The sequence below is a fragment of the Streptococcus intermedius SK54 = ATCC 27335 genome (assembly GCF_000413475.1).
Lineage (GTDB): Bacteria > Bacillota > Bacilli > Lactobacillales > Streptococcaceae > Streptococcus > Streptococcus intermedius.
The window spans coordinates 39673-62575 of sequence record NZ_ATFK01000007.1 but is presented as its reverse complement, the minus strand read 5'-3'; the positions used below and the strand labels follow the sequence as shown (position 1 = coordinate 62575).

20 protein-coding genes and 1 pseudogene are annotated in these 22903 nt (G+C 38.5%); 20 read left to right on the top strand and 1 reads right to left on the bottom strand.

What is annotated here, in order from left to right:
* The first annotated feature begins 39 nt into the window (after positions 1–39).
* The 4 genes from HMPREF1654_RS09290 to HMPREF1654_RS09275 all read left to right on the top strand — a co-directional run bounded on the left by HMPREF1654_RS09290 (position 40) and on the right by HMPREF1654_RS09275 (position 4505).
* Complete coding sequence (locus HMPREF1654_RS09290; protein ID WP_003074423.1) at positions 40–498, top strand: MarR family winged helix-turn-helix transcriptional regulator; 459 nt, start codon at positions 40–42, stop codon at positions 496–498.
* Complete coding sequence (locus HMPREF1654_RS09285) at positions 491–2257, top strand: ABC transporter ATP-binding protein (protein ID WP_003075874.1); 1767 nt, start codon at positions 491–493, stop codon at positions 2255–2257. Before HMPREF1654_RS09290 ends, HMPREF1654_RS09285 begins: the two co-directional genes overlap by 8 nt.
* On the top strand, positions 2247–4007 hold the full coding sequence (locus HMPREF1654_RS09280) for an ABC transporter ATP-binding protein (RefSeq protein ID WP_003076199.1): 1761 nt from the start codon (positions 2247–2249) through the stop codon (positions 4005–4007). Before HMPREF1654_RS09285 ends, HMPREF1654_RS09280 begins: the two co-directional genes overlap by 11 nt.
* Before the next feature lie 84 nt (positions 4008–4091).
* Entirely contained in the window at positions 4092–4505 is a 414-nt protein-coding gene (locus tag HMPREF1654_RS09275; RefSeq protein ID WP_003075980.1) for a cupin domain-containing protein, read from the top strand.
* A gap of 148 nt (positions 4506–4653) precedes the next feature.
* On the opposite strand, the gene HMPREF1654_RS09270 is transcribed toward HMPREF1654_RS09275, so the two are convergent.
* The gene (locus HMPREF1654_RS09270) at positions 4654–6051 is read right to left on the bottom strand and encodes a glycoside hydrolase family 1 protein (protein ID WP_003075777.1); all 1398 of its coding nucleotides are present in this window, start codon (positions 6049–6051) and stop codon (positions 4654–4656) included.
* Positions 6052–6193: 142 nt separating this feature from the next.
* Between HMPREF1654_RS09270 and celB the strand changes: the two genes are divergently transcribed.
* The 16 genes and pseudogenes from celB (at position 6194) to alr (ending at position 22813) form a co-directional block, all read left to right on the top strand.
* Positions 6194–7462: a PTS cellobiose transporter subunit IIC gene (gene celB / locus HMPREF1654_RS09265; RefSeq protein WP_003076131.1), complete on the top strand. Its 1269-nt coding sequence runs from the start codon at positions 6194–6196 to the stop codon at positions 7460–7462.
* A gap of 33 nt (positions 7463–7495) precedes the next feature.
* Entirely contained in the window at positions 7496–8221 is a 726-nt protein-coding gene (locus HMPREF1654_RS09260; protein WP_003076141.1) for a GntR family transcriptional regulator, read from the top strand.
* A gap of 27 nt (positions 8222–8248) precedes the next feature.
* Complete coding sequence (gene manA / locus HMPREF1654_RS09255; protein WP_003076029.1) at positions 8249–9193, top strand: mannose-6-phosphate isomerase, class I; 945 nt, start codon at positions 8249–8251, stop codon at positions 9191–9193.
* A 204-nt stretch (positions 9194–9397) separates the two neighbouring features.
* Positions 9398–9673 (top strand): TIGR04197 family type VII secretion effector, encoded by a 276-nt coding sequence (locus HMPREF1654_RS09250; protein WP_003075976.1) that lies wholly within the window; start codon positions 9398–9400, stop codon positions 9671–9673.
* A gap of 1 nt (position 9674) precedes the next feature.
* Positions 9675–10025 (top strand): DUF3958 family protein, encoded by a 351-nt coding sequence (locus HMPREF1654_RS09245; RefSeq protein WP_003075847.1) that lies wholly within the window; start codon positions 9675–9677, stop codon positions 10023–10025.
* 1 nt (position 10026) lies between these two features.
* A complete protein-coding gene (locus HMPREF1654_RS09240) occupies positions 10027–11685 on the top strand; it encodes a T7SS effector LXG polymorphic toxin (RefSeq protein ID WP_003075835.1) in 1659 nt (552 codons plus the stop codon).
* Positions 11685–12299, top strand: coding sequence for a T7SS immunity protein TipC1 (tipC1, locus tag HMPREF1654_RS09235; protein WP_003075919.1), 615 nt, complete (start codon positions 11685–11687; stop codon positions 12297–12299). Before HMPREF1654_RS09240 ends, tipC1 begins: the two co-directional genes overlap by 1 nt.
* 26 nt (positions 12300–12325) lie before the next feature.
* A pseudogene (locus tag HMPREF1654_RS09230) lies at positions 12326–12790 on the top strand (hypothetical protein); the annotation flags it as partial.
* Positions 12790–13404, top strand: a complete 615-nt coding sequence (locus HMPREF1654_RS09225; RefSeq protein ID WP_003076005.1) for a TipC family immunity protein — start codon at positions 12790–12792, stop codon at positions 13402–13404. The pseudogene HMPREF1654_RS09230 and the gene HMPREF1654_RS09225, both read left to right, overlap by 1 nt.
* Positions 13405–13466: 62 nt before the next feature.
* On the top strand, positions 13467–14078 hold the full coding sequence (gene tipC2 / locus HMPREF1654_RS09220) for a T7SS immunity protein TipC2 (RefSeq protein ID WP_003076213.1): 612 nt from the start codon (positions 13467–13469) through the stop codon (positions 14076–14078).
* A 260-nt stretch (positions 14079–14338) separates the two neighbouring features.
* A complete protein-coding gene (locus HMPREF1654_RS09215) occupies positions 14339–15496 on the top strand; it encodes a DUF6688 domain-containing protein (protein WP_003075909.1) in 1158 nt (385 codons plus the stop codon).
* A 262-nt stretch (positions 15497–15758) separates the two neighbouring features.
* Complete coding sequence (locus HMPREF1654_RS09210) at positions 15759–17606, top strand: APC family permease (RefSeq protein ID WP_003076120.1); 1848 nt, start codon at positions 15759–15761, stop codon at positions 17604–17606.
* Positions 17607–17732: 126 nt separating this feature from the next.
* A complete protein-coding gene (gene secA / locus HMPREF1654_RS09205) occupies positions 17733–20252 on the top strand; it encodes a preprotein translocase subunit SecA (RefSeq protein ID WP_003074440.1) in 2520 nt (839 codons plus the stop codon).
* A 20-nt stretch (positions 20253–20272) separates the two neighbouring features.
* A complete protein-coding gene (locus HMPREF1654_RS09200) occupies positions 20273–21313 on the top strand; it encodes a 3-deoxy-7-phosphoheptulonate synthase (protein ID WP_003075862.1) in 1041 nt (346 codons plus the stop codon).
* Between the two features lie 41 nt (positions 21314–21354).
* Entirely contained in the window at positions 21355–21720 is a 366-nt protein-coding gene (gene acpS, locus HMPREF1654_RS09195; protein ID WP_009569309.1) for a holo-ACP synthase, read from the top strand.
* Positions 21707–22813 carry an alanine racemase gene (gene alr, locus HMPREF1654_RS09190; RefSeq protein ID WP_003075741.1) on the top strand — a complete coding sequence of 369 codons (1107 nt, stop codon included), beginning with the start codon at positions 21707–21709 and terminating at the stop codon, positions 22811–22813. The genes acpS and alr overlap by 14 nt, the downstream gene beginning before the upstream one ends.
* Positions 22814–22903 lie beyond the last annotated feature (90 nt).

Here is a 22903-nt window from a genome sequence, read left to right as displayed (position 1 = left end):
TAATTGGTTCTCTGGAGAACTAATTGAAAGGACGTCAAAATGGAAAAACCATTATTGGAATTCAAGCGATTTGGACGAAAGACGCATCTGATGATTCAAAAAATTGCTAAAGAGCGAGGGATTGAATTTATGGCGGGTCCACAAGGGCAAGTATTGCATTTTGTGAATCACCGAGAAGATTGTGGCAAGATGACCTTTATTAAAGATATTGAGCAGGAGTTGGGAATTACCAAGTCAGTTGCTAGTAATTTAATGAAGCGAATGGTTAAAAATGGCTTGATTTATCTGGAAGTGAGTGAAGCAGATAAACGCGCTAAGATTATTCGTTTGACATCAGAATCAAAAGAGCGCATGAATAAAATTCGGGATTTCTTTGATGAGATGGATCGCTGCTTATTGACTGGCATTTCAGAAGAAGATTTGGTGACTTTTTTTCAGGTAATGGGAAAATTTTACCAGAATATTGAAAAATTAGAAAAAGGAGAAGCGAATGGTTAAATTGTTTAAACGTTTAACTGTTAAAGAAGTAGGGATGATTATCATCAGTATCTTATTTACTTGTTTGGCAGTTTACTTGGACTTAGAGGTTCCAACCTATATTTCAAAAATTACGGAACTCCTACAGACGAGAGGAACAGTTATTTCTGATTTGTGGAATCCGGGCTTGAAAATGATTGGATTGTCATTTGCTAGTTTTCTCAGTGCTGTGGTCGTTGGTTTTATTGCGGCTAGATTGGCAGCTAGCTTTACAACGAGCTTGCGCTCAGATATTTTCAATCGTGTACTGGATTATTCAGATGCTGAGATTAAGAGATTTTCTATTCCAAGTCTTTTAACGCGGACAACCAATGATCTTACGCAAATTCAGCTTATGATTACTATGGGCTTGCAAGTCGTGACTCGTGGGCCGATTATGGCGATTTGGGCGATTACAAAAATCATTGGAAAATCAGAATACTGGCTATGGGCAGTTATTGTCGCAGTTATTGTGAATATGATCATGACGACAGTTTTGATGACGTTGGCTTTTCCAAAGCAATCTGTTATTCAACGATTGACTGATAAGTTAAATAGTATTACGCGTGAAAGTCTAACAGGGCTTCGTGTTGTTCGGGCTTACAATGCTGAAGACTATCAAGATGATAAATTTGCAGGGGCAAATGATGAAGTGACTCGGTTGAATCTCTTTGTTAATCGGCTCATGGCGATTTTAAATCCGATTATGATGGGGATTTCGAGTGGTTTGACCTTGGCAATATACTGGATTGGTGCTTACTTGATTCAAGATGCAGCTTTATCAGAACGCTTGCCAATCTTTAGCGACATGGTTGTCTTTATGTCCTATGCTATGCAGGTCGTAATGGGCTTCATGCTCATGGCTGCTCTGTTTATCGTTCTTCCTCGTACCTTGGTGTCTGCGGGGCGGATTAATGAGGTACTTGATTTGCATTCAACGATTGAATCTCCAATGCAAGCAAAAACAGCTAAAGATATCAAAGGTGAAGTGGTATTTGACAATGTTTCTTTCCGCTATACTAAAAACTCTGAGGCAGTCATTGAACATGTTAGCTTTACGGCTAAAGCGGGCGAAACGGTGGCTTTCATCGGATCAACTGGTTCTGGGAAATCAACCCTAATTAGTTTAATTCCTCGTTTCTATGATGTGACAGAAGGAAGAATTTTAGTAGATGGCGTGAATGTAAAAGATTATCAGTTGGAAGATTTGCATAATAAAATTGGCTACATTCCACAAAAAGCTGTTCTCTTTTCTGGTGATATAAAGAGTAATTTAGACTTTGGACAAAGCAATGAAAGTCCATTGGATGATGAAAAAATGTGGTCTGCGTTGGACTTGGCACAAGCGAAATCATTTGTTGAAGAAAAAGAAGGTGGTCTACACTCAGAGGTTGCACAAAGCGGAACCAATTTCTCTGGTGGTCAAAAACAGCGGTTGGCGATTGCGCGTGCACTTGCTAGGAAACCTGAAATTCTGATTTTTGACGATTCATTTTCAGCACTGGACTATAAAACAGACCGTATTTTGCGAGAAGAATTGGCGAAAAAAGTGAAAGCTACAACCAGATTGATTGTAGCTCAGCGGATTTCAACGATCATGGATGCTGATCAGATCTTGGTGTTGGATAAAGGGAAGGTTGTTGGGCAAGGGACTCACAAAGAGCTACTAGAGACCAACGAAGTTTATCAAGAAATTGCTTACTCACAATTATCAAAGGAGGAATTGGAAAATGGAAAATAAAAAATCATCTTTATTTAGCCAAGTGAAACCCTATATCAAAGGATTCCAGTTTCCCTTGCTCGTTGCGTTTGTGGGAGTAATACTATCTAGTGTTATCACGGTTTATGGTCCGGTCAAATTAAAAGAAATTACCAATCTCATCACAGAAGGAATGAGAAGTCGGATTGATCTAAAGGCTATCTCTAATATTGCTCTTTTCTTAGCAGTTTTATATGTGGTGGGTGCTGTATTAAATTATATGCAATCCTTTATTATTTCGTCCGTCGTTCAGCATTTTTCAAAACGTTTACGGACAGCCATTGCGGAGAAAATTAATAAATTACCCTTGCGGTATTTTGATAGTCATTCGCAAGGGGACACTCTTTCACGAGTCACTAATGACGTGGATACTGTTGGACAATCTCTGAACCAAAGTTTAGGAACAGTGATTTCATCAAGTTTGCTTCTCATTGCTGTTCTCTTTATGATGTTTTATAACAACGTGGTTCTATCCTTTGTAACGATTGGATCGGTTTTGATTGGTTTTGTCTTTGTTGCGTTGATTATGGGCAAATCACAACGGTTTTTCCGTGCACAACAAGAGAATCTTGCTAGTGTCAATGGATATGTGGAAGAGATGTATTCTGGTCACAATGTCATTGTCAGCTACAATGCTACTGAGGAATCAAAAAAAGCCTTTCAAATGCTTAATACGAAGCTTTATAACAGTATGTGGAAGTCCCAATTTATTTCTGGGATTATGATGCCGTTAATGATATTTACAGGGAACTTCGGTTATGTTATGGTCGTATTGGTTGGAGCGAGCATGGCATTGAATGGTGATGTCACGATGGGGACGATTGTTGCCTTTATGGTATATGTACGGACTTTTTCTCAACCATTGTCCCAAATTGCACAAGGGATTACCACTCTTCAACAAGCTAGTGCTGCTATGGGGCGTGTATTTGAGTTTTTAGCAGAGCTGGAAATGGAAAACGATGAGCACAAGTCTCAACAGCTCGCAACTTTAAAGGGTGATGTTACCTTTGATAATGTATTCTTTGGCTACAATCCGGATCGAACAATTATTCATGATTTTTCTGCCAAGGCAAAAGCCGGCCAAAAGATTGCTATTGTTGGTCCGACCGGTGCTGGGAAAACGACGATTGTCAATCTGTTGATGAAATTTTATGAAATTGAAAAAGGGCGGATTACTATTGATGGTGTTGATACCAAGCAGATGAAACGTTCTGAAGTGCATGATGCTTTCTCAATGGTCCTTCAAGACACTTGGTTATTTGAGGGAACGATTAAAGAAAATTTGATTTACAATCAGAAGAATATTTCTGATGAAGCGGTTGTGGCAGCGACTAAAGCTGTCGGGGTTCATCACTTTATCAAGACTTTGCCAAAAGGATACGATACAGTGTTGGATGACACAGTCAGTCTTTCTGTTGGGCAAAAGCAATTGCTAACTATCGCGCGTGCACTTCTTAAGGATGCTCCCTTACTTATCTTGGATGAAGCGACTTCATCTGTTGATACGCGGACAGAAGAATTGATCCAAAAAGCGATGGATAAGTTGATGGAGGGAAGGACTTCTTTCGTCATTGCTCACCGCTTGTCGACCATTCGTAATGCTGATTTGATTTTGGTCATGCGTGATGGTAATATCATTGAACAAGGAAATCACAATCAATTGATGGAAGAAAATGGCTTCTATGCTGATCTTTACAATAGTCAATTCGATGAAGAGGCAGAGTATGCGTAAAGGAAACGACAAACGATAAATTGCAATAGAGACTCTTTCTAGTCAAACTTTGACTGGAAAGAGTTTTTGATGCGGAGGAAAATAATGGAACAAGAAATTGAAATCAGAAACAGTAAAGAAGCTCTTTCTCGAGTTAAGAAAAATGGAACAGAAGTCCAATATTTTTTATACCCAGAATTTGAAGTACATACAAACAAGATCCCACCAGGGAGTATTCAAGATTGGCATCGCCACCAACAGGTTGAAGAAGTGATTGTCGTTACTAGTGGAAAAATATCTATAGAGACAATAGAAAATGCGACATTAGAAAGAGCAGAAGTGAAACAAGGCGATGTCCTACGTGTTAAAAATAGCATTCATCGACTGGTGAATAGAAATCGCACATCAGCCTCTTTTATAGTGTTTCGATTTGTTCCTCAAGGAGTTAGCCAAGCTGATATCATAAAGAATGATAAATGCGATTGTGAAGAATTCGTTAAAAAAATATTGGGAGATTGAGTAGAATGCTCTCTCCGTAGATAGTTGTGATAGGAATTTTAACCGTTAAATTTCCTGTTTCAAGGATCATAACTTTGTCAGTCAGGTAAAAAATAGCAAAAGAAGCTGAGTACATTTTGTACCAGCTTTTTCTGCTATTATCAACTCGTTAGTCTTCAAAACCATTTTTGTCAGACAGTTCTTTAAAGAAATAACCTGATTTTTTAATGGTTCGCTTGCCTTGTTTGTCTAGGTCAACAGCAATGAGGCCATAGCGATTTTTATAGGCGTTATTCCAAGACCAGTTATCCATACAAGTCCACATATGGTATCCTAAGCAATTGGCTCCTTCGTGGATAGCTTGATGAAGGTAGCGAAGATGATTTTTGACAAATTCGATACGATACTCATCTTCAATTTGACCATTTGCGTTGATGTAACGTTCTTCACCTTCAACCCCCATACCATTTTCTGAGATATAGCAAGGAAGATTTCCATAGTTATCACGAACATTCATCATAATGTCGTAGATTCCTTTTTCATAGATTTCCCAACCGCGATAAGGGTTCATTTTTTTTCCTGGCATATCATAGTAGTCAAAGAAATCATCTGGCATAGGATTCTGCGGATTTTTATCAATAGGTTTTTCTTTGGCTTGAACTCGACGTGGCTGGTAATAATTGACACCAAGCAAGTCAATGGTATTTTCTTTAATGGTCTTTAAATCCTCATTTGTGTGTTCTGGCACCATATTTAGTTCCTTAATAAGAGCAATCAAATCAGCAGGGTATTCGCCTTTGATGGCAGGATCTAAGAAAGAGCGATTAAAGAAAGCATCTGCAATTTGAGCAGCTTTGACGTCTTCAGGATTATTCTCATCACGCGGATAGCTTGGGGTTAAGTTGAGGATAATCCCAATTTTACCATCTTGCTTTTCGTGATAGGCTCTGACAGCTAAGCTGCTGGCGAGCATTTCGTGAAAAGCCACCTGTACAGCGTGTTTCATGTTGACTTCATTTGGATAATGGAAATTGTAGAGGTAGCCACCTTCGACGGGAACAATGGGTTCATTGTGAGTGAACCAATATTTGACGCGGTCACCAAATAGGTCAAAGCAGGTTCTTGCAAAGTTTACATAAGCATCAACCGTTTCCCGATTAAGCCAACCGCCTTTTGCTTGTAGTGCCATTGGCATGTCAAAATGGTATAAGTTAATAAATGGTTCAATTCCATTTGTAATCAGTTCATCAATGAATGAATTGTAAAAATCTACGGCTTGTGGATTAACAGCACCAACACCTTCTGGGATTAGCCGACTCCATTGGATAGAAGTGCGGAAAGAATTGTGTCCAGTTGCTTTCATTAGTTGCACATCTTCTTTGTAATACTGATAATTATAGGAAGCTTTATCAGGTCCAATATGGTTGAAAAATTTTTCAGGTTCTTTGTTGTACCAATAGTCCCAGATATTCTCTCCTTTTCCATCACCGTCAAATCGACCTTCTGTTTGCGGCCCACTGGAAGCAGTTCCCCAGAAAAAGCCTTTTGGAAATGTTAAAAATGTCATATATTTTCTCCTTTTAAAAAATCTTTACAACACAATTCTATACCTTTTGTAGAAAAAGTCAATCTTTTTGTTAAAAAGTATAGACATTTTTTGAAGAATATAGTATAGTTAAAGTATCAAAAAAGAAAAAGAGGGATAATTGATGAACAAGTTTCTAGATCAAATCGGTGATAAGTTATTGCCATTGGCAAACAAGCTCGCGGCCAATCGTTATTTGACTGTTTTGCGGGATGCCTTTATGCTCTCCTTCCCATTAACGATGTTTGGCTCAATTGTAGTCGTATTTAACAATTTGCCGTTTTTCAATGATGCAACGAAAGCTACTTTGTCTAATCTATTTAGCAGTGGACAAAATGCAACGATGTCAATTATGACAGTTTTTGTAACGTTTGGTATTGGCTATTATTTGTCTAAGAGTTATGAAGTTGAAGGGATTTTTGGTGGAGCTATTTCCTTTTCTAGTTTCCTTCTTTTGACACCGTTTTACACGATGACGGATAAAGGAGCAAAGGTTTCAGGGGTTCTTAGTTTAGATCGTTTAGGAGCTAAAGGGATGTTTCTCGGGATGCTTGTTGCATTCTTAGCAGCAGAAATCTATTGCTGGGCGACGAAAAAAGGTTGGCAGATTAAAATGCCAGATAGCGTTCCGCCTGCAGTAGCCAAATCATTTGCGGCTTTAGTTCCTGCCATGTTAACTCTAGTGGTGTTCCTGTTTGTCAATGCTGGTTTGACAGGATTTTTAAATGCAAATCTTCATGATATTATTTACAAGGTTATTCAAATACCATTGGTTGGATTGGGGCGCAGTATCTGGGCAACTTTGCTTGCAATCTTCTTTGTGCAATTTTTATGGTTCTTTGGGCTTCATGGACAAACTCTTGTCAATTCTGTCATGGATCCTATTTGGAATACCTTGATGTTGGACAATTTGGAAGCTTATCAAGCCGGCAAGCATTTACCGAATATCATTTCAAAATCGTTTATGGAAACATTTACTGTAGGACTTGGTGGTTCAGGTATGACCTTAGCAGTTGTCATCATTATGGCTTTTGTTCTGAAAAAGAAAATGTATAAGAACGTGGGTCGCTTGGCATTAGGTGCTGGAATTTTCAATGTTAACGAACCAGTTATCTTTGGTTTGCCAATCGTGTTGAATGCGACTATTTTGATTCCGTGGGTCTTGGCACCAATTATTGTTACTGCATTTAACTATATTGTGATGACCTTGGGGATTGTTCCGGCTCCAACAGGAGTGGCAGTTCCTTGGACAGTGCCCATATTCTTTAGCGGAATACTAGCAACCAATTCTATTTTAGGAGGTATTCTTCAATTGGTGGATATGGTCATTGTAGGTCTTATCTGGTATCCATTCCTTCGTATGCTGGACAAACAACCTGATTCTGTATTATAATGATATGAAAGAGAGATTCGCGGGAGCTATCTTATGCCTAAATACGAAGAAATAACAAATATACTTCGAGATCGAATTGCAAATGGAGTCTACCCAGTAGACTCCATGTTGCCTACTCAGTTTGAATTATCAAAAGAGTTCGGTGTTAGCCGAATGACTATAAAAAAAGCCATTGAGATTCTAACCATTGAGGGATTGATTTTTTCCAAACAAGGAAATGGAACGAGAGTGTTAAATTCCTCTTTTTGGGATAAAGAAGATTCAAAATTTCGTTTGAATAATTACAATGGCTTGAGTCAAGATTTCAAAAATGATGATCGAACATTAACCAGTAAAATTGTTCAATTTACAGTTGAATTTCCAGAAGCCGAGATTGCAGAGCGCCTGCAAGTGGAGGTGACGGCGCCGGTTTATAAAATCATACGTTTGCGTCTGCTTGATGAGAGGCCCTATGTGTTGGAACATACCTATATGCCGTGTGAGTTGGTGCCAGGGTTGGATGAGACTATTTTGCTTCAGTCTATTTATGCTTATTTATGGGACGAATTAAACTTAAAATTTGCCGGAAGTTATCGCCATATTACAGCTGAAAAACCAGATGAATACGATCAGACCTACTTGTCTTGTCAAGAGACGGATCCAATTTTGCAAGTAGAGCAAGTTGTTTATTTGGAAACTGGACGTCCAATTGAGTATTCAAGAAGTCGCAATCGATTTGACACGAGAGGGTATTCTCTTTTAGATGTTAAAAATATTTAAGTTATCTATAATTAAAAGGAGGCAATGATGTCGGAACCATTATTTTTACAATCTGTTATGCATGAAAAAATCTGGGGTGGAACGAAGCTACGAGATGAATTTGGCTATGAAATTCCCAGTGACAAAGTGGGCGAATACTGGGCGATTTCGGCTCATCCACACGGTGTTTCTACCATAAAGAATGGTCGTTTTGCTGGTAGGGGCTTGGATAAAGTCTATGCTGAACACCGTGATCTGTTTGGAAATAGTAACGAACCTGTCTTTCCACTTTTAACGAAAATCTTAGATGCCAATGATTGGTTGAGTGTTCAAGTTCATCCGGATGATCACTATGCTATGGAGCACGAAGGAGAATTAGGAAAAACCGAGTGCTGGTATGTGATTGCTGCAGATGAAGGAGGAGAAATCATCTATGGGCACAATGCTCAGTCGCGAGAAGAGCTGCGCCAGCAGATTGAAAAGAAAGAATGGGATACGCTCTTGACAAAAGTGCCAGTCAAGGCTGGGGATTTTTTCTATGTGCCAAGTGGAACGATGCATGCGATTGGATCTGGTATTCTGATTCTAGAAACTCAACAATCTAGTGATACAACCTATCGTGTTTATGATTTTGATCGAAAAGATGCCCAAGGTAATTTGCGGGAATTGCATTTGGAAAAATCCATTGATGTACTCAATATCGGTGCGCCGGCCAATAGTCGACCAGTTACTGTGAAAGCAGATGATTTGGCCTCAACGCTGCTAGTGGCCAGTGACTTTTTTGCTGTTTATAAGTGGGAAGTATCAGGAAAAGTTACTCTTGAGAAAACGGCTCCTTATTTATTAGTGAGTGTGCTGGCAGGACAAGGGATGATGACAGTAGATGAGAAAACTTATCCAATTGCAAAAGGAACTCATTTTATCCTACCAAGCGACGTGGAGGCTTGGACTTTTGAGGGACAAGATCTTGAAATGATTGTCAGTCATCCGTAAAAAATGATATAAAAAATCAGAGGTTGGGGGAAATTCCTTGACCTCTTTTATATGAGGTAAAGCATTATGGCGTAGTTATTGTAAATGCGGGGAATTAAAATATATTTGAAGCATTGAAAGAGACATTTAGCAGTTTTTTCTATGTTTGGTCAGTTATTTGTGATAAAATAAATAGCAATAATTGTTAATAAAAGGATAGATAATATGGGGATGATAAAAAGTGAATCAGGAGTTGCACAAACTTATGCAACGAATCTAAGAAAGGCAGGTCAAGAACTAAGCGGAATTGCAGGCGTAGAACAAGATGACCAAACAACGCTTGAAGGGAATGCACGAGCACATACTGTTCTGGGGCAATCGAAGACTTTATTAAATAAAATTGTTTCAGCTGTTGATACAGCATCCCATCATCTTCATTCGGTAGCCAGTGAGTTTGAAGCTATTGATGAAGCTGGTGCAAAATCTTTTAAGGGGAAATAATATGAGTAGATGGGATGAGTTGCACCAGCAAGAGCGGCAATTGTCGTATCAGTTAGAAGAAGTGTCTCATCGTCGTTTTCGAGCAGAAAGAATTTTAGACGACATTGAGATTTATATGAGCAATAATCAGTCTTTGGAAATGGAACTTTATGAAGCTACCTACCAAAGTAAATATGCCAATCAATTGGAGGAAACTAGCCACCAATTAAATGTTTATAAAAACAATTTTTTCAATGACTTCGATGATTGCATCACTACTCTCAAAGCTGAAGAACGTCGGCTGGAAGATAAGATGGATGTTATTTATTACGAAAAACTAAAGGAAAGTTGTAAAGAAGAGGAGAAGAAGTAGGATGAGTATCAAGATGGACTTGGGGAAATCACAAGCACAGGCAGATAGTGTGAAGAAGATGTGCCAAGCTCAAATGGCAGGCTATCAAGCCCTGCAACAATCCATTCAAGTTTTCGCAAATGATACAGAAAGTTTGAAAGGCAAAGCATATGATTCCGCAAGAGCCTACTTTTCAACGATTCTTTTACCATTGGCTCAAGGTAGTGAGCTCTATGCAGAAAGCCTGCAAAAAGCCATTGCCAAACTTCCCGAGGAGTATCAGGCTAGGGTAGATACCAAAAGCTGGGATGAAGAGGACTTACTTCGCTTGATTCGTCAGGAAGAGGAGCAGACTCATCAATTGGAGGCAATTTATGAGAGTATTTCTAGACTAGAGATTTCCAGGACAGAAAAGCAGAATCTCCGCCGGACGAATACAGATCTGATTCGTGGTCATCAAGCGAATAAACGAGTTTATGAAGTGATTTTAGAAGGTTTGCGGGTTTATGATACTTATTCTGCCACTTTATTTGAAGAGTTGGAAGAGATTGATTTACAACTCCAAAGGGGGCTAGCACAGGCAGAACGGAGCTGGGATAGTAAAAGCAAGACATTCACTCTGCCGAGTGATTTAAGTTGGAGCAAGCGCCTTTCAGCTTATGCGGCACTAAAGGATTTGACCTTAAGCAAACAAGATAAGGTCTTTCTGGAACATCTGATGACAGAATATGGTTTTGACAGCACCACAGCAAGGCAGATATTGAAGTTGAAACAGGGACTTGAACGGAAGTTTTCAAGTATTTTTGACGACTACACTCAGGAAGAAAGAGATTATCTTCTATTTAGAATTATTGGCTCCGTTTCATATAATGGAGTGAAGTGGGATGAGACAGCTGGCTATTTGAGCAGGTATTTTTACAAGGAAGTTGTGTCTAATCCAGTAACGGGTGAGAAGCAGAAGGTGCCGAAATCCTTGCTGGACATCTTTCAGGAGTTAGGACTCAGTAAGGCAGAAGCTAAGCAGTTACAGTATAATCTGAGCTTACAGCATGAAATGGCTGGAGGAACACTATCTACGACAGGAGATATGGTAAAACAAGATCCTGATTATTATGAAACGGCTAAGAATTCTTACAAATTAGTTTATGGCACAACAGAAGGATTTGACAAGTTTTGGGATGAAAGGCTAAAAGCTTATTCCAATGATGGAAGGGGGAATGCAGACTTCACCCACCAATCTATCACCATGGCCACCCATCTGAATCCTGCCAGTGTGCAGCTGTCTGATATTTATGGCGGCAGGAAACATGTTAAGAATTTAGCGGGCTGGGAAGGAGACACCACCTATAATGCCAACGAAAGGAAACCTAGCATTGGTGAGGATGATTACAAGGCAGACCTGGACTCTGTCAATATCATTGGTCGGATGAAAAAGGGGCAATCTTACCAAAGTGCCATGTCTTCTTACTACAGTGATGTACAAAAAGGTCATTCTGTTCGGGAGAAAGAGTTTCTGAAAAATAAGGATTGGGAAAAGGTGAAAAAGACCATCTACGACAGTTTAGTTCCAAATGGGATTAATAAAAATGCCGATTCTGTCGTTAAGGATTATATTGCGAAAAACTATCCAGATGTATCTAAGTTTTTAAGCCGTCTAGAGTCGGTGGCAGGAGGTCAATGATGAAAAAGATAATCGGGATTTTAGTTTTCCTTCTTCTTATTTTTTCGGCAGGTATTTATTACTATATGAATCAGCCCAAAAATATTTTTGATGAGATCTATCAAGAAACGGAGAGAACGTACCGAATGAATAATATTTTAGGGAAAATTGATGGCTTTAACATTAGAGCGGTTTGGCCGGCGGATAGTGACAGTTATAAGTACACTCCATTTGGTACCTATGAAATCGAAGAGGAAGGTAGCGACTATTCTAATATTAGAGTTGGATTTAATTTTAAACGAAATAGAAAAACAGTATCAATATCCTTTAGAAAAAAATTGGATTCAAAAATTAGCTTGTCACTATGGAATATGTATAGTGCTAAAGATAAATATTTAGCTAAAACTGTAGAAATTGTTATAAAAGAGAATGGTTCAAATAACTATATTGAAGACGAAACCCAAGTCAGGTCTTATCTGAACAAACACGGCATCACTGCGAAAGATTTAGATGCTTACTATGAAAAAATCGTGAATCAAAAGGTCTTAAAAGACTGGTGCTCTATTTATAAAAGCAAGTATTCGCCAAAGGATTACGGTCAAGTAACTGTGAAAACGCAGTGGGAGAAGTGGTAGTATTGCTTGGTTATTACAGCAAAATTGATGTAGACTTCACCCACCAATCTGTCACCATGGGCACCCATCTGAATCCGATTAGTGTGCAGCTGTCTGACATTTATGGTGGCAGGGAACATGTCAAGGATTTAGCAGGCTGGGAAGGAGATACCACCTATAATGCCAACGAAAGAAAACCGAGCATTGGTGAGGATGATTACAAGGCAGATCTGGACTCTGTCAATATCATTGGTCGGATGAAAAAAGGGCAATCTTATCAAAGTGCTATGTCTTCCTACTACAAGGATGTGCAAAAAGACCATTCTGTTCGGGAGAAAGAATTTCTGAAAAATAAGGATTGGAAGAGAGTGAAGAAGACCATTTACGACAGTTTGGTTCCAAATGGGATTAACAAAAATGCCGAACCTGCCGTTAAGGATTATATTGCCCAGCTCTATTCAGATGTTTCTAAGTTTTTAAGTCGTCTTGAAGCAGTGGCAGGAGGTCAATGATGAAAAAGATAATCAGTATTTTAGTTTGCCTTCTCCTTATTTTATCGGTAGGCATTTATTACTATATGAATCAGCCCAAAAATATTTTTGATGAAATCTATCAGGAGACGGAGAGAACATACCGAGCGAATAATATTTTGAGGAAAATAGATGGTTTTGATATTAGAGCAGTCTGGCCTAGTGATGGTGAATATTTCAAATATACTCCATTTGGAAATTATAAGAGAGAAAGTCTTTCAGAGGGATACACTGAAATAAGAATTGGATTTAATTTTATACGGAAATCTAGTATAATGTCGATTTCATTTGAAAAAAAAATCAACTCGGGGACAAAGTTGTGGGTTGTAGCTAAATATAATCCAATATCAAAGACACTTATAAAGACTGTTCAAGTAATTTTGGCACCGGGGGCATCAGATGATTATATTGAAGACGAAACCCAAGTCAGAGCTTATCTGAAGAAATACGGTATCACTGCGAAGGATTTAGATGCTCACTATGAAAAAATCGTGAATCAAAAAGTCTTAAAAGACTGGTGCTCTATTTATAAAAGTAAGTATTCGCCAAAGGATTACGGTCAAGTAACTGTGAAAATGCAGTGGGAGAAGTGGTAAAGGCTATTTTAACCTGTATCTAAGTTTTTAAACCGGCTTGAAGCGGTAGCAGGAGGTCAATGATGAAAAAGACAATCAGTATTTTAGCTTGTCTTCTACTTAGTTTATCGGCAGGCATTTATTACTATATGAATCAGCCCAAAAATATTTTTGATGAGATCTATCAAGAAACGGAGAAAACGTATCGATTGAATAATATTTTTAACAAATTGACTGATGTAGAAGTACATAGCTATCAAGAATATAGCGATGATTCAAAATTTTATCCAAGTATTTTGTATAAGGATATTGCTAAAACAGGGAATTATACAAAAATAGCGATAGATTTTAGTTTTTTAAACAAAAATAATAATATTCTTATATACTTTGAAAAAGAAATTGGCCCAAATGTCCGAGTTAGAATATGGAATAAATATACTCGTCAGGATAGGACTTTAACAAAATCTGTTAAAATCGCTTTAGAAAAGGGTGATTCCGACAAATATATTGAAGACGAAACCCAAGTCAGATCTTATCTGAAGAAATACGGCATTACTGCGAAAGATTTAGATGCTTACTATGAAAAAATCGTGAATCAAAAAGTCTTAAAAGACTGGTGCTCTATTTATAAAAGCAAGTATTCACCGAAGAATTACGGTCAAGTAACTGTGAAAACGCAGTGGGAGAAGTGGTAAAGGCTATTTTAACCTGTATCTAAGTTTTTAAGCCGTCTAGAGTCGGTGACAGGAGGTCAATGATGAAAAAGAGACTTCTTGACAGTAATCTTTGACAATATTTCCCATTCCTCCAGAAAGTGAAGATATGATAGATATTGAATATTTGTTATGCAAAAATCAATATCACCAGAGTGGGGGACACTCTATTAATTACTTATTTGAAGGAGTGAAGTTTAGAAATCGGTAGCTATACTATTTTACATTTAAAAGGAGAAAAAATGCTTGGTTTATTTATTGTTTTACCTCTAATATTATTGTTGATAGCAATCCCAATCATTGTTACTACTAAAACGATAAATGGTCTTACATCAGCAAAAAAACTAAACACAGATTTAGTAAAAAAATCAAATACAGATACTAATGACATATTAATCCTTACCTTTGGACCATTGTTGACAATTTTTGTTGGGAATCAAATATTTAAGATTAGTGACAATCCTTGGACTGAAGTAAATGTGAATGACGCTCTACACGCTCCAATTTGGCCAGATGCTATTCCGACTTTTGTTACATTAATTCTGCTGAGTCTTGTTGGGTACTTTGTTTTAAATTTTATTCCTTTCAAAAAACTACCGCCTCTAGTCCTGGCCAGTTGTATAGGACTGCTTTATCTTGGAATCGCCCTTTCTTTTACCTGGTCTATTCAAATGTTTACAATTATCACTAATGTTACTTCTAACTCACTGGGTTTACCAGCCTATGTTCTCATGTGTCTTATGCCTTGGAATTATGCTCTTATTTGTCTGCGCGTTATCACTCAGACGATTCATTCATGGAATCAGCAGCAACATCAGGTTACTTATCAGAAGCCTTGGCGAACAAAATTAGCTGGCTTCTTATCAAAAAGCTATCATCTTCCAGTTATGGCTCTGCTGTTACTCCTACCTATCTTAGGGGTTGCCCTTATGATTCTGACTTTATTTGGTCAAGAGCCCGCTGCTTTAATTAAAATGTGGATTAATACTAGTGATTGGACGCTGTCACAAAAAATATCACCGCCTAGTGTAACTTATGATGAACATTATCTGTGTACTGTAGGTGCTTCAGGACATCGAAAAATCGTGAAACCACTTCGTATGGGTGTTCGGCACGGACATCGGATTGTGGTTAACCGCCAGCTCCTCGTTGCTAATGCTTTTGAGCAAGTTCTAGAAGAAAAAATGCCTAAAACCCACCGTCTCATCAGAGATTTTTATGACCGTTACGGCTATCCTATTTCGCGGCACATTAAGAAAGCTTGGCAGGCAGATTTGATTTATTTTCTTATGAAACCACTGGAATGGTTTTTCTTACTAGTGCTCTATCTTGTTGATAGACATCCAGAGAATCGTATTGCCTTGCAATACTTCATTAAACCAAATCAAGAAGTAAAATAGTATGAGTCGAAAAAGTTCGCCAAGTAAAAAACAGAAGTTTCACGGAGTGTGCTTGCTTTTTCAAATCTAAAACCTTATGACATAGTTCTCCATTAATTTACTTATTTTTATACGTAATTGCAAAGCGATCCCAACTGTATAATCCTTATATTTTTGCAGGAATTGTCAGTTATATTAAAAATTGATGTCATTTTCAGAAAACGTTGATAGTGTTTCAGAAAAACGTTATAATGGCTGATATTGAAAAATTTAGGAGAAAAAAATGTTTTCCAAGCTGAAGAATATTTTTATTGGGCGCCCTTTGAAATCAAGCAATGAGGGAGAAGAAGAAAACCTATTAACAAAGTTGCAAGCTCTAGCTATGCTATCAAGTGATGCTCTGTCTTCAATTGCTTATGGACCTGAACAAGTTGTTTTAGTGTTGGTATCTGTATCTGCTGGTGCGATTTGGTGGTCGCTACCAATTGGCATTGTGGTGCTGATTTTGCTGGCCAGTTTAACCATTTCATATCGTCAGGTGATTCATGCCTATCCACAAGGTGGTGGGGCTTATATGGTTACAACGGAAAATCTTTCACCAAAAGCTGGTCTGATTTCAGGTGGTAGTTTGCTGGTTGATTATATGTTGACAGTAGCGGTATCCGTTTCGTCTGGGGCAGATGCGATTACGTCAGCAATTCCTGCTTTGCATCCTTATAATTTGCATATTTCTATTATTTTAGTGCTGGTTTTAATGTTGATGAATCTACGTGGTTTGCGGGAATCTGCAGTTTCTCTTATGATTCCAGTGTATTTGTTTATCGCAAGTACTGTTTTCTTGATTGGCTTTGGCTTATTGCAATTATTGCTGGGAAATTTATCCTATCATGCAACGGCTCCTATCGGAAAATCCATCTCAGGTGTTAGCTTAGTGCTTCTGTTACGTGCTTTTACGAGCGGTTCAGCCTCTTTGACAGGTGTGGAAGCTATTTCAAATTCTGTCCCATTTTTCAAAACACCAAAAGCTGAAAATGCGGCAAAAACTTTGGCAATTATGGCAGCGATTCTTGGATTTATGTTTGCTGGCATTACCTTTTTAAATTATTGGATTGGAATTGTTCCGATAAAGGGCGTTACGACGCTTGCTCAAATGGCACAGGCTATTTTAGGAAATTCACCTATTGGACAGCTTCTTTTTTATGTTTTCCAATTGTCAACAGCTCTCATTCTTGCTGTAGCGGCTAATACAGGCTTTTCGGCCTTTCCTATGCTATCTTACAATATGGCAAAAAATAAATATATGCCACATATGTATATGGAGAAAGGTGCTCGTCTTGGCTACTCAAATGGGATTTTGACCTTGGCTATTGGTGCAATTTTTCTGTTATTGATTTTCAACGGGAATACTGAGCGGCTCATTCCACTTTATACGATTGGTGTATTTGTACCTTTTGCGCTTTCTCAAACAGGAATGGTCCTACATTGGCGCAAACAGTATGGAAAACATTTCTTAAAATATTCTGTAACAAATATTCTGGGTGCAGCGATTTGTTACACGATTGTGGCGATTTTGTTGCTTTTCCGTTTGCGAGATATCTGGCCATTCTTCCCAATTATTATTATTTTGCTTTGGATTTTCTTAACAATCAAAAATCATTATAACAAAGTCGCTAATCAACTGCGCTTGAATAAAGAAGTCGAACGAGTGAACTATGCAGGTAATCTGGTTTTAGTCCTTGTTGGGAATGTTACGCGTGTTAGTGCCGGTGCGATGAATTATGCCTGTAGTATTGGTGATGAAGTGATTGCTATGCACGTATCTACTAAAGAAACACAAGAAAAAGATGAAGAAGTAGCAAGTGAGTTTAAACACTATTTTTCAGATATCCAATTTGTCAATGTAGAAACAAGTTACCGTAATATCATCAGACCAACAGTACAGTATGTGACAAAAGTCGCTCGTAATGCACAGAAGAAAGGTTATACTGTGACGGTATTAGTGCCACAGTTCATTCCAAATCATAGCTGGCAAAATATGCTACATAACCAAATGAGTCTGAAATTGAAATATTTTCTCAGATGGCATGAAAATGTTGTTGTAGCTAGCTATTCTTATCATTTAAAAGAATAAGAATATAAAACGGCGGTGTCAAATGGAACTGCCGTTTTTATCTTTTAATTTTCTTGAAAGATGTAGCAAAAAATGCTATAATGAAAAGAACGTTTTAAATAAAAATTATGACAAGTAAGGAAGAAAATGGCGAATATTTTAAGAACAATTATCGAAAACGATAAAGGTGAGTTAAGAAGACTAGAAAAAATGGCAAAGAGAGTCATGGCTTATGAAGACGAAATGGCTGCTTTGTCAGATGAAGCTTTGAAAGCAAAGACAGATGAATTCAAGCAACGGTATCAAAATGGCGAGTCATTAGATGATTTGCTTTACGAGGCCTTTGCCGTTGTCCGTGAAGGGGCAAAGCGCGTGTTGGGCCTCTTCCCTTACCCCGTACAGATTATGGGAGGGATTGTCTTGCACCATGGAGATGTACCAGAAATGCGTACTGGAGAAGGAAAAACTTTGACAGCGACCATGCCGGTTTATCTGAATGCATTATCTGGTGAAGGTGTCCATGTTGTTACGGTCAATGAATACTTGACAGAACGTGACGCAACTGAAATGGGTGAATTGTACTCTTGGTTGGGACTTTCTGTTGGTATTAACCTTGCCGCAAAGTCATCAGCAGAAAAGAAAGAAGCCTATGCTTGCGATATTACCTATTCAACGAATGCAGAGATTGGGTTTGATTATTTGCGCGACAATATGGTAGTGCGTGCTGAAAATATGGTGCAACGCCCACTTAACTATGCTTTGGTTGATGAAGTGGACTCTATTTTGATTGATGAAGCTCGTACACCTTTAATTGTGTCTGGACCAACTTCGTCTGATACAAATCAGCTTTATCATATGGCGGATAGCTTTGTAAAATCATTAAACAAAGATGATTATATTATTGATGTTCAGTCTAAAACTATTGGACTTTCTGATTCGGGGATTGATAAGGCAGAAAGTTATTTCAAACTAGAAAACCTGTATGACATTGAAAATGTAGCACTGACTCACTTTGTTGACAATGCTCTTCGTGCAAATTATATTATGCTGTTGGACATTGACTATGTGGTTAGTGAAGAACAGGAAATTTTGATTGTTGACCAATTTACAGGTCGGACAATGGAAGGTCGCCGCTATTCTGATGGACTCCACCAAGCAATTGAAGCTAAAGAAGGTGTACCAATTCAAGATGAAACGAAGACCTCAGCTTCTATCACTTACCAAAATCTGTTCCGTATGTATAAGAAATTGTCGGGGATGACAGGAACGGCCAAGACAGAAGAAGAAGAATTCCGCGAAACTTATAACATTCGAGTGATTCCAATTCCTACCAACCGTCCGGTGGCTCGTATTGATCACCCAGACCTTCTTTATCCAAGTATTGAATCAAAATTTAAAGCAGTTGTCCAAGATGTGAAAGCTCGTCATGAAAAAGGGCAACCTGTACTTGTGGGGACAGTTGCTGTTGAAACGAGTGATTATATTTCTAAAAAATTAGTCGAAGCTGGAGTTCCTCATGAAGTATTGAATGCGAAAAATCACTATAAAGAAGCGCAAATCATTATGAATGCTGGTCAGCGAGGTGCTGTAACGATTGCAACCAATATGGCTGGTCGTGGTACGGATATTAAACTTGGTGAAGGCGTTCGCGAGTTAGGTGGGCTTTGTGTCATTGGTACAGAACGTCATGAAAGTCGTCGTATCGATAATCAGCTTCGTGGTCGTTCCGGACGTCAGGGAGATCCAGGGGAGTCGCAATTTTATCTGTCACTTGAAGATGAGCTCATGCGTCGTTTTGGTTCAGAGCGGATTAAAGCAGTTATGGAACGCTTCAAAATGAGTGAAGAAGAGTCGGTTATCAAATCCAAAATGTTTACTCGTCAAGTGGAAGGAGCCCAAAAGCGTGTTGAAGGGAACAATTACGATACACGTAAACAAGTCCTTCAATATGATGATGTCATGCGTGAGCAACGTGAGATTATCTATGCACAACGTTATGATGTCATTACGGCTGATCGTGATTTAGCACCGGAAATTCACGCTATGATGAAGCGGACTATTAATCGTTTTGTAGATGGCAATAGTCGTGCCGAACAGCAAGAAAAAATCGAAGCTATTGTGAATTTTGCGAAATATAATCTGGTGCCCGAAGACTCTATCAACATATCAGACTTAATCGACTTATCAGATGATGAAATAAAGGAAAACTTGTATCAACGAGCACTGGAAGTATATGACAATCAGGTCGCAAAATTGCGAGATGAAGAATCAATCAGAGAATTCCAAAAAGTTTTGATTCTGCGTGTAGTGGACAATAAATGGACTGACCATATTGATGCTTTAGATCAATTACGTAATGCTGTTGGACTCCGAGGTTATGCACAAAACAATCCGGTTGTTGAATATCAAGCAGAAAGTTTCCGCATGTTTAATGATATGATTGGTTCGATTGAGTTTGATGTTACACGGCTGATGATGAAAGCTCAAATTCATGAGCAAGAGCGTCCACGGACGGAACACCATATCAGTACAACGGCAACACGTAATATTGCAGCACAAAAATCTGGCTTACCTAGTGATATCGATTTGACAAAAGTGAAGCGCAATGACTTATGTCCATGTGGTTCTGGTAAGAAGTTTAAAAATTGTCATGGGCGCCATAGATAAGTAGTGTATAGGGGGAGATTATGACATTTAAAGCAACTAGTCAGCCAATTGATGTAGCAAAAGTTCGCAATATATCAAAATTAGAAGGAGATGCTTTAGCCAAGAAAGAAGCACGAGATCGGGAACTAGACGCAATTATTCGCGGAGAAGATGATCGAATTCTGTTGGTTATTGGCCCATGTTCTTCTGATAATGAAGCAGCTGTTCTAGAATATGCAAAACGTTTATCTACCCTTCAAGAAGAGGTAAAAGACCGTATTTTTATGGTGATGCGTGTGTATACGGCAAAACCTCGTACCAATGGTGACGGCTATAAAGGCTTGATTCATCAACCAAATGCGAAAGCAGCCCCAAGTTTAATCAATGGCATTAAAGCAGTGCGCAATTTGCATTATCGTGTTATTACAGAAACGGGAATGACGACAGCTGATGAAATGCTGTATCCGGAAAATCTTCCGTTAGTAGATGATTTGATTTCTTATATGGCTGTTGGGGCACGTTCTGTGGAAGATCAGCAACACCGTTTTGTAGCTAGTGGAGCTGACGTTGCGACTGGTTTAAAAAACCCCACTTCTGGAAATCTTAATGTTATGTTTAATGGGATTTATGCAGCCCAAAACAAACAAAGTTTCTTGTTTGCTGGTAAGGAAGTAGAAACTTCAGGCAATCGCTTAGCGCATGCTATTCTGCGCGGTGGTCTTGATGAATACGGAAAGAACATTCCAAATTATTACTATGATAATTTACTAGATACGATTGCTCAATATGAAAAAATGGGCTTAGAAAATCCTTTTATCATCATTGATACCAACCATGATAATTCTGGAAAACAGTATTTAGAACAGGTGCGAATTGTCCGTCAAACTTTAATCAATCGTGATTGGAATGAGAAAATCAAAAAAATTGTACGTGGCTTTATGATCGAGTCTTACTTAGAAGATGGCCGTCAAAATGAGCCTGAAGTGTTTGGAAAATCCATCACAGACCCTTGTTTGGGTTGGGATAATACAGTCAGATTAGTCAAGGAAATTTATACTACCCTATCTAAAAATGAAAAATAAAAAGGATGGAGTTGAGACTAGTCTCAACTCTTTTTAAAAAGATGATTAAAGGACATGGTATTGATATAGAGGAAATTTCTTCTATTCAAAAAGTTTATGAAAAAAATGCTCGTTTTGCCAAGAAAGTTTTGACAGCCGCAGAATTTGACAGATTTGAAAAGCTGACTGGTAAGCGAAAAATGGAATATTTGGCGGGGCGTTGGTCTGCTAAAGAGGCGTTTTCTAAAGCATGGGGAACTGGCATTGGTTGTGTCACCTTTCAGGATTTAGAAATTTTAAATAATGAAAAAGGAGCGCCTATTTTCACCAAATCCCCTTTTTCTGGCAAGGTCTGGGTATCGATCAGCCATGCAGGTAATATTGTTACAGCTAGTGTGATTTTGGAGGAATATCATGAAAACGAGTAATCATCGACCTACTAAGGCAATTGTGGATTTAGCGGCTATCCATTTTAATATAAAACAAATTGCGGCACATATACCAGGTGATGTTGAAAAATGGGCCGTTGTTAAAGCAGATGCCTATGGTCACGGTGCAGTTGCTGTTACGCAATCTATCGAGCCAATTGTGGATGGTTTTTGTGTTTCCAATATTGATGAAGCCTTGGAACTGAGAGAAGCTGGTATTTCAAAAAAAATTCTGGTTCTGGGAGTATCAACTATCCAGTCTGTTCCATTGGCAATGAAATACAAGATTACTTATACGGTTGCTAGTTTAGAATGGATTGATTTGTTGTTACAATCAAATATAGATGTAACTGGATTGGTTGTTCATATAAAAATCGACTCTGGAATGGGTCGGATTGGTTTTCGGAATAGCCAAGACGCTCAAGAAGCGATTCACCGTTTGAAAAAAGTAGGGGCTCAGGTCGAAGGAATTTTTACCCATTTTGCGACAGCTGATGAGGCAGATACGCAAAAATTTGCGGCACAGTTAGCACGTTTTAAAGAAATTCTAGAGCGATTAGATATTGTTCCCCCGATTGTTCATGCTAGCAATTCTGCGACGACTCTTTGGCATGCAGATACTGTTATGAAAGCAGTTCGTTTGGGTGATATAATCTATGGCCTCAATCCCAGCGGCCGTACCTTGGAGCTTCCTTATGAAATGAAACCGGCTCTTTCTCTAATTTCAGAACTGGTTCATGTGAAGCAATTAGAAGCAGGGGCAGATATTGGTTACGGAGCCACTTACACTAGCGATAGCCCACAGTTCATTGGGACGATTCCACTAGGCTATGCTGACGGTTGGACGCGAGATATGCAAGGTTTTAATGTTCTAATTGATGGGAAAGCTTGTCCTGTCGTTGGACGTGTGTCTATGGATCAGATTACCGTTCGTTTGCCTCGATTTTATCCTATTGGTACGTCAGTTGTTTTCATCGGAAAAAGCGGGGAAGAGGTTATTTCTGCAACAGATGTGGCAGAAAAACGTGGAACGATTAATTATGAAGTGGTCTGTTTGCTTAGTGACCGTGTACCTAGAATCTATAAAAAGTGAGTTAACATTTAAAAGCAGTCGGAAACACTCCAAAGATTTGTCAGAGGGGATCTGTTTTAGTCTGCTTTTATAAATTTTTGAGAAACAGAA

Bases quoted from the DNA above. Each gene is read 5' to 3' on its own strand.
- HMPREF1654_RS09270 (WP_003075777.1), bottom strand. From the start codon at position 6,051: ATGACATTTTTAACATTTCCAAAAGGCTTTTTCTGGGGAACTGCTTCC.
- tipC1 (WP_003075919.1), top strand. From the start codon at position 11,685: ATGAAAAAGATAATCGGGATTTTAGTTTTCCTTCTTCTTATTTTTTCG.
- HMPREF1654_RS09240 (WP_003075835.1), top strand. From the start codon at position 10,027: ATGAGTATCAAGATGGACTTGGGGAAATCACAAGCACAGGCAGATAGT.
- alr (WP_003075741.1), top strand. From the start codon at position 21,707: ATGAAAACGAGTAATCATCGACCTACTAAGGCAATTGTGGATTTAGCG.
- HMPREF1654_RS09280 (WP_003076199.1), top strand. From the start codon at position 2,247: ATGGAAAATAAAAAATCATCTTTATTTAGCCAAGTGAAACCCTATATC.
- HMPREF1654_RS09215 (WP_003075909.1), top strand. From the start codon at position 14,339: ATGCTTGGTTTATTTATTGTTTTACCTCTAATATTATTGTTGATAGCA.
- HMPREF1654_RS09285 (WP_003075874.1), top strand. From the start codon at position 491: ATGGTTAAATTGTTTAAACGTTTAACTGTTAAAGAAGTAGGGATGATT.
- manA (WP_003076029.1), top strand. From the start codon at position 8,249: ATGTCGGAACCATTATTTTTACAATCTGTTATGCATGAAAAAATCTGG.
- HMPREF1654_RS09225 (WP_003076005.1), top strand. From the start codon at position 12,790: ATGAAAAAGATAATCAGTATTTTAGTTTGCCTTCTCCTTATTTTATCG.
- HMPREF1654_RS09210 (WP_003076120.1), top strand. From the start codon at position 15,759: ATGTTTTCCAAGCTGAAGAATATTTTTATTGGGCGCCCTTTGAAATCA.
- HMPREF1654_RS09260 (WP_003076141.1), top strand. From the start codon at position 7,496: ATGCCTAAATACGAAGAAATAACAAATATACTTCGAGATCGAATTGCA.
- acpS (WP_009569309.1), top strand. From the start codon at position 21,355: ATGATTAAAGGACATGGTATTGATATAGAGGAAATTTCTTCTATTCAA.
- tipC2 (WP_003076213.1), top strand. From the start codon at position 13,467: ATGAAAAAGACAATCAGTATTTTAGCTTGTCTTCTACTTAGTTTATCG.
- celB (WP_003076131.1), top strand. From the start codon at position 6,194: ATGAACAAGTTTCTAGATCAAATCGGTGATAAGTTATTGCCATTGGCA.
- HMPREF1654_RS09245 (WP_003075847.1), top strand. From the start codon at position 9,675: ATGAGTAGATGGGATGAGTTGCACCAGCAAGAGCGGCAATTGTCGTAT.
- HMPREF1654_RS09275 (WP_003075980.1), top strand. From the start codon at position 4,092: ATGGAACAAGAAATTGAAATCAGAAACAGTAAAGAAGCTCTTTCTCGA.
- HMPREF1654_RS09200 (WP_003075862.1), top strand. From the start codon at position 20,273: ATGACATTTAAAGCAACTAGTCAGCCAATTGATGTAGCAAAAGTTCGC.
- secA (WP_003074440.1), top strand. From the start codon at position 17,733: ATGGCGAATATTTTAAGAACAATTATCGAAAACGATAAAGGTGAGTTA.
- HMPREF1654_RS09250 (WP_003075976.1), top strand. From the start codon at position 9,398: ATGGGGATGATAAAAAGTGAATCAGGAGTTGCACAAACTTATGCAACG.
- HMPREF1654_RS09290 (WP_003074423.1), top strand. From the start codon at position 40: ATGGAAAAACCATTATTGGAATTCAAGCGATTTGGACGAAAGACGCAT.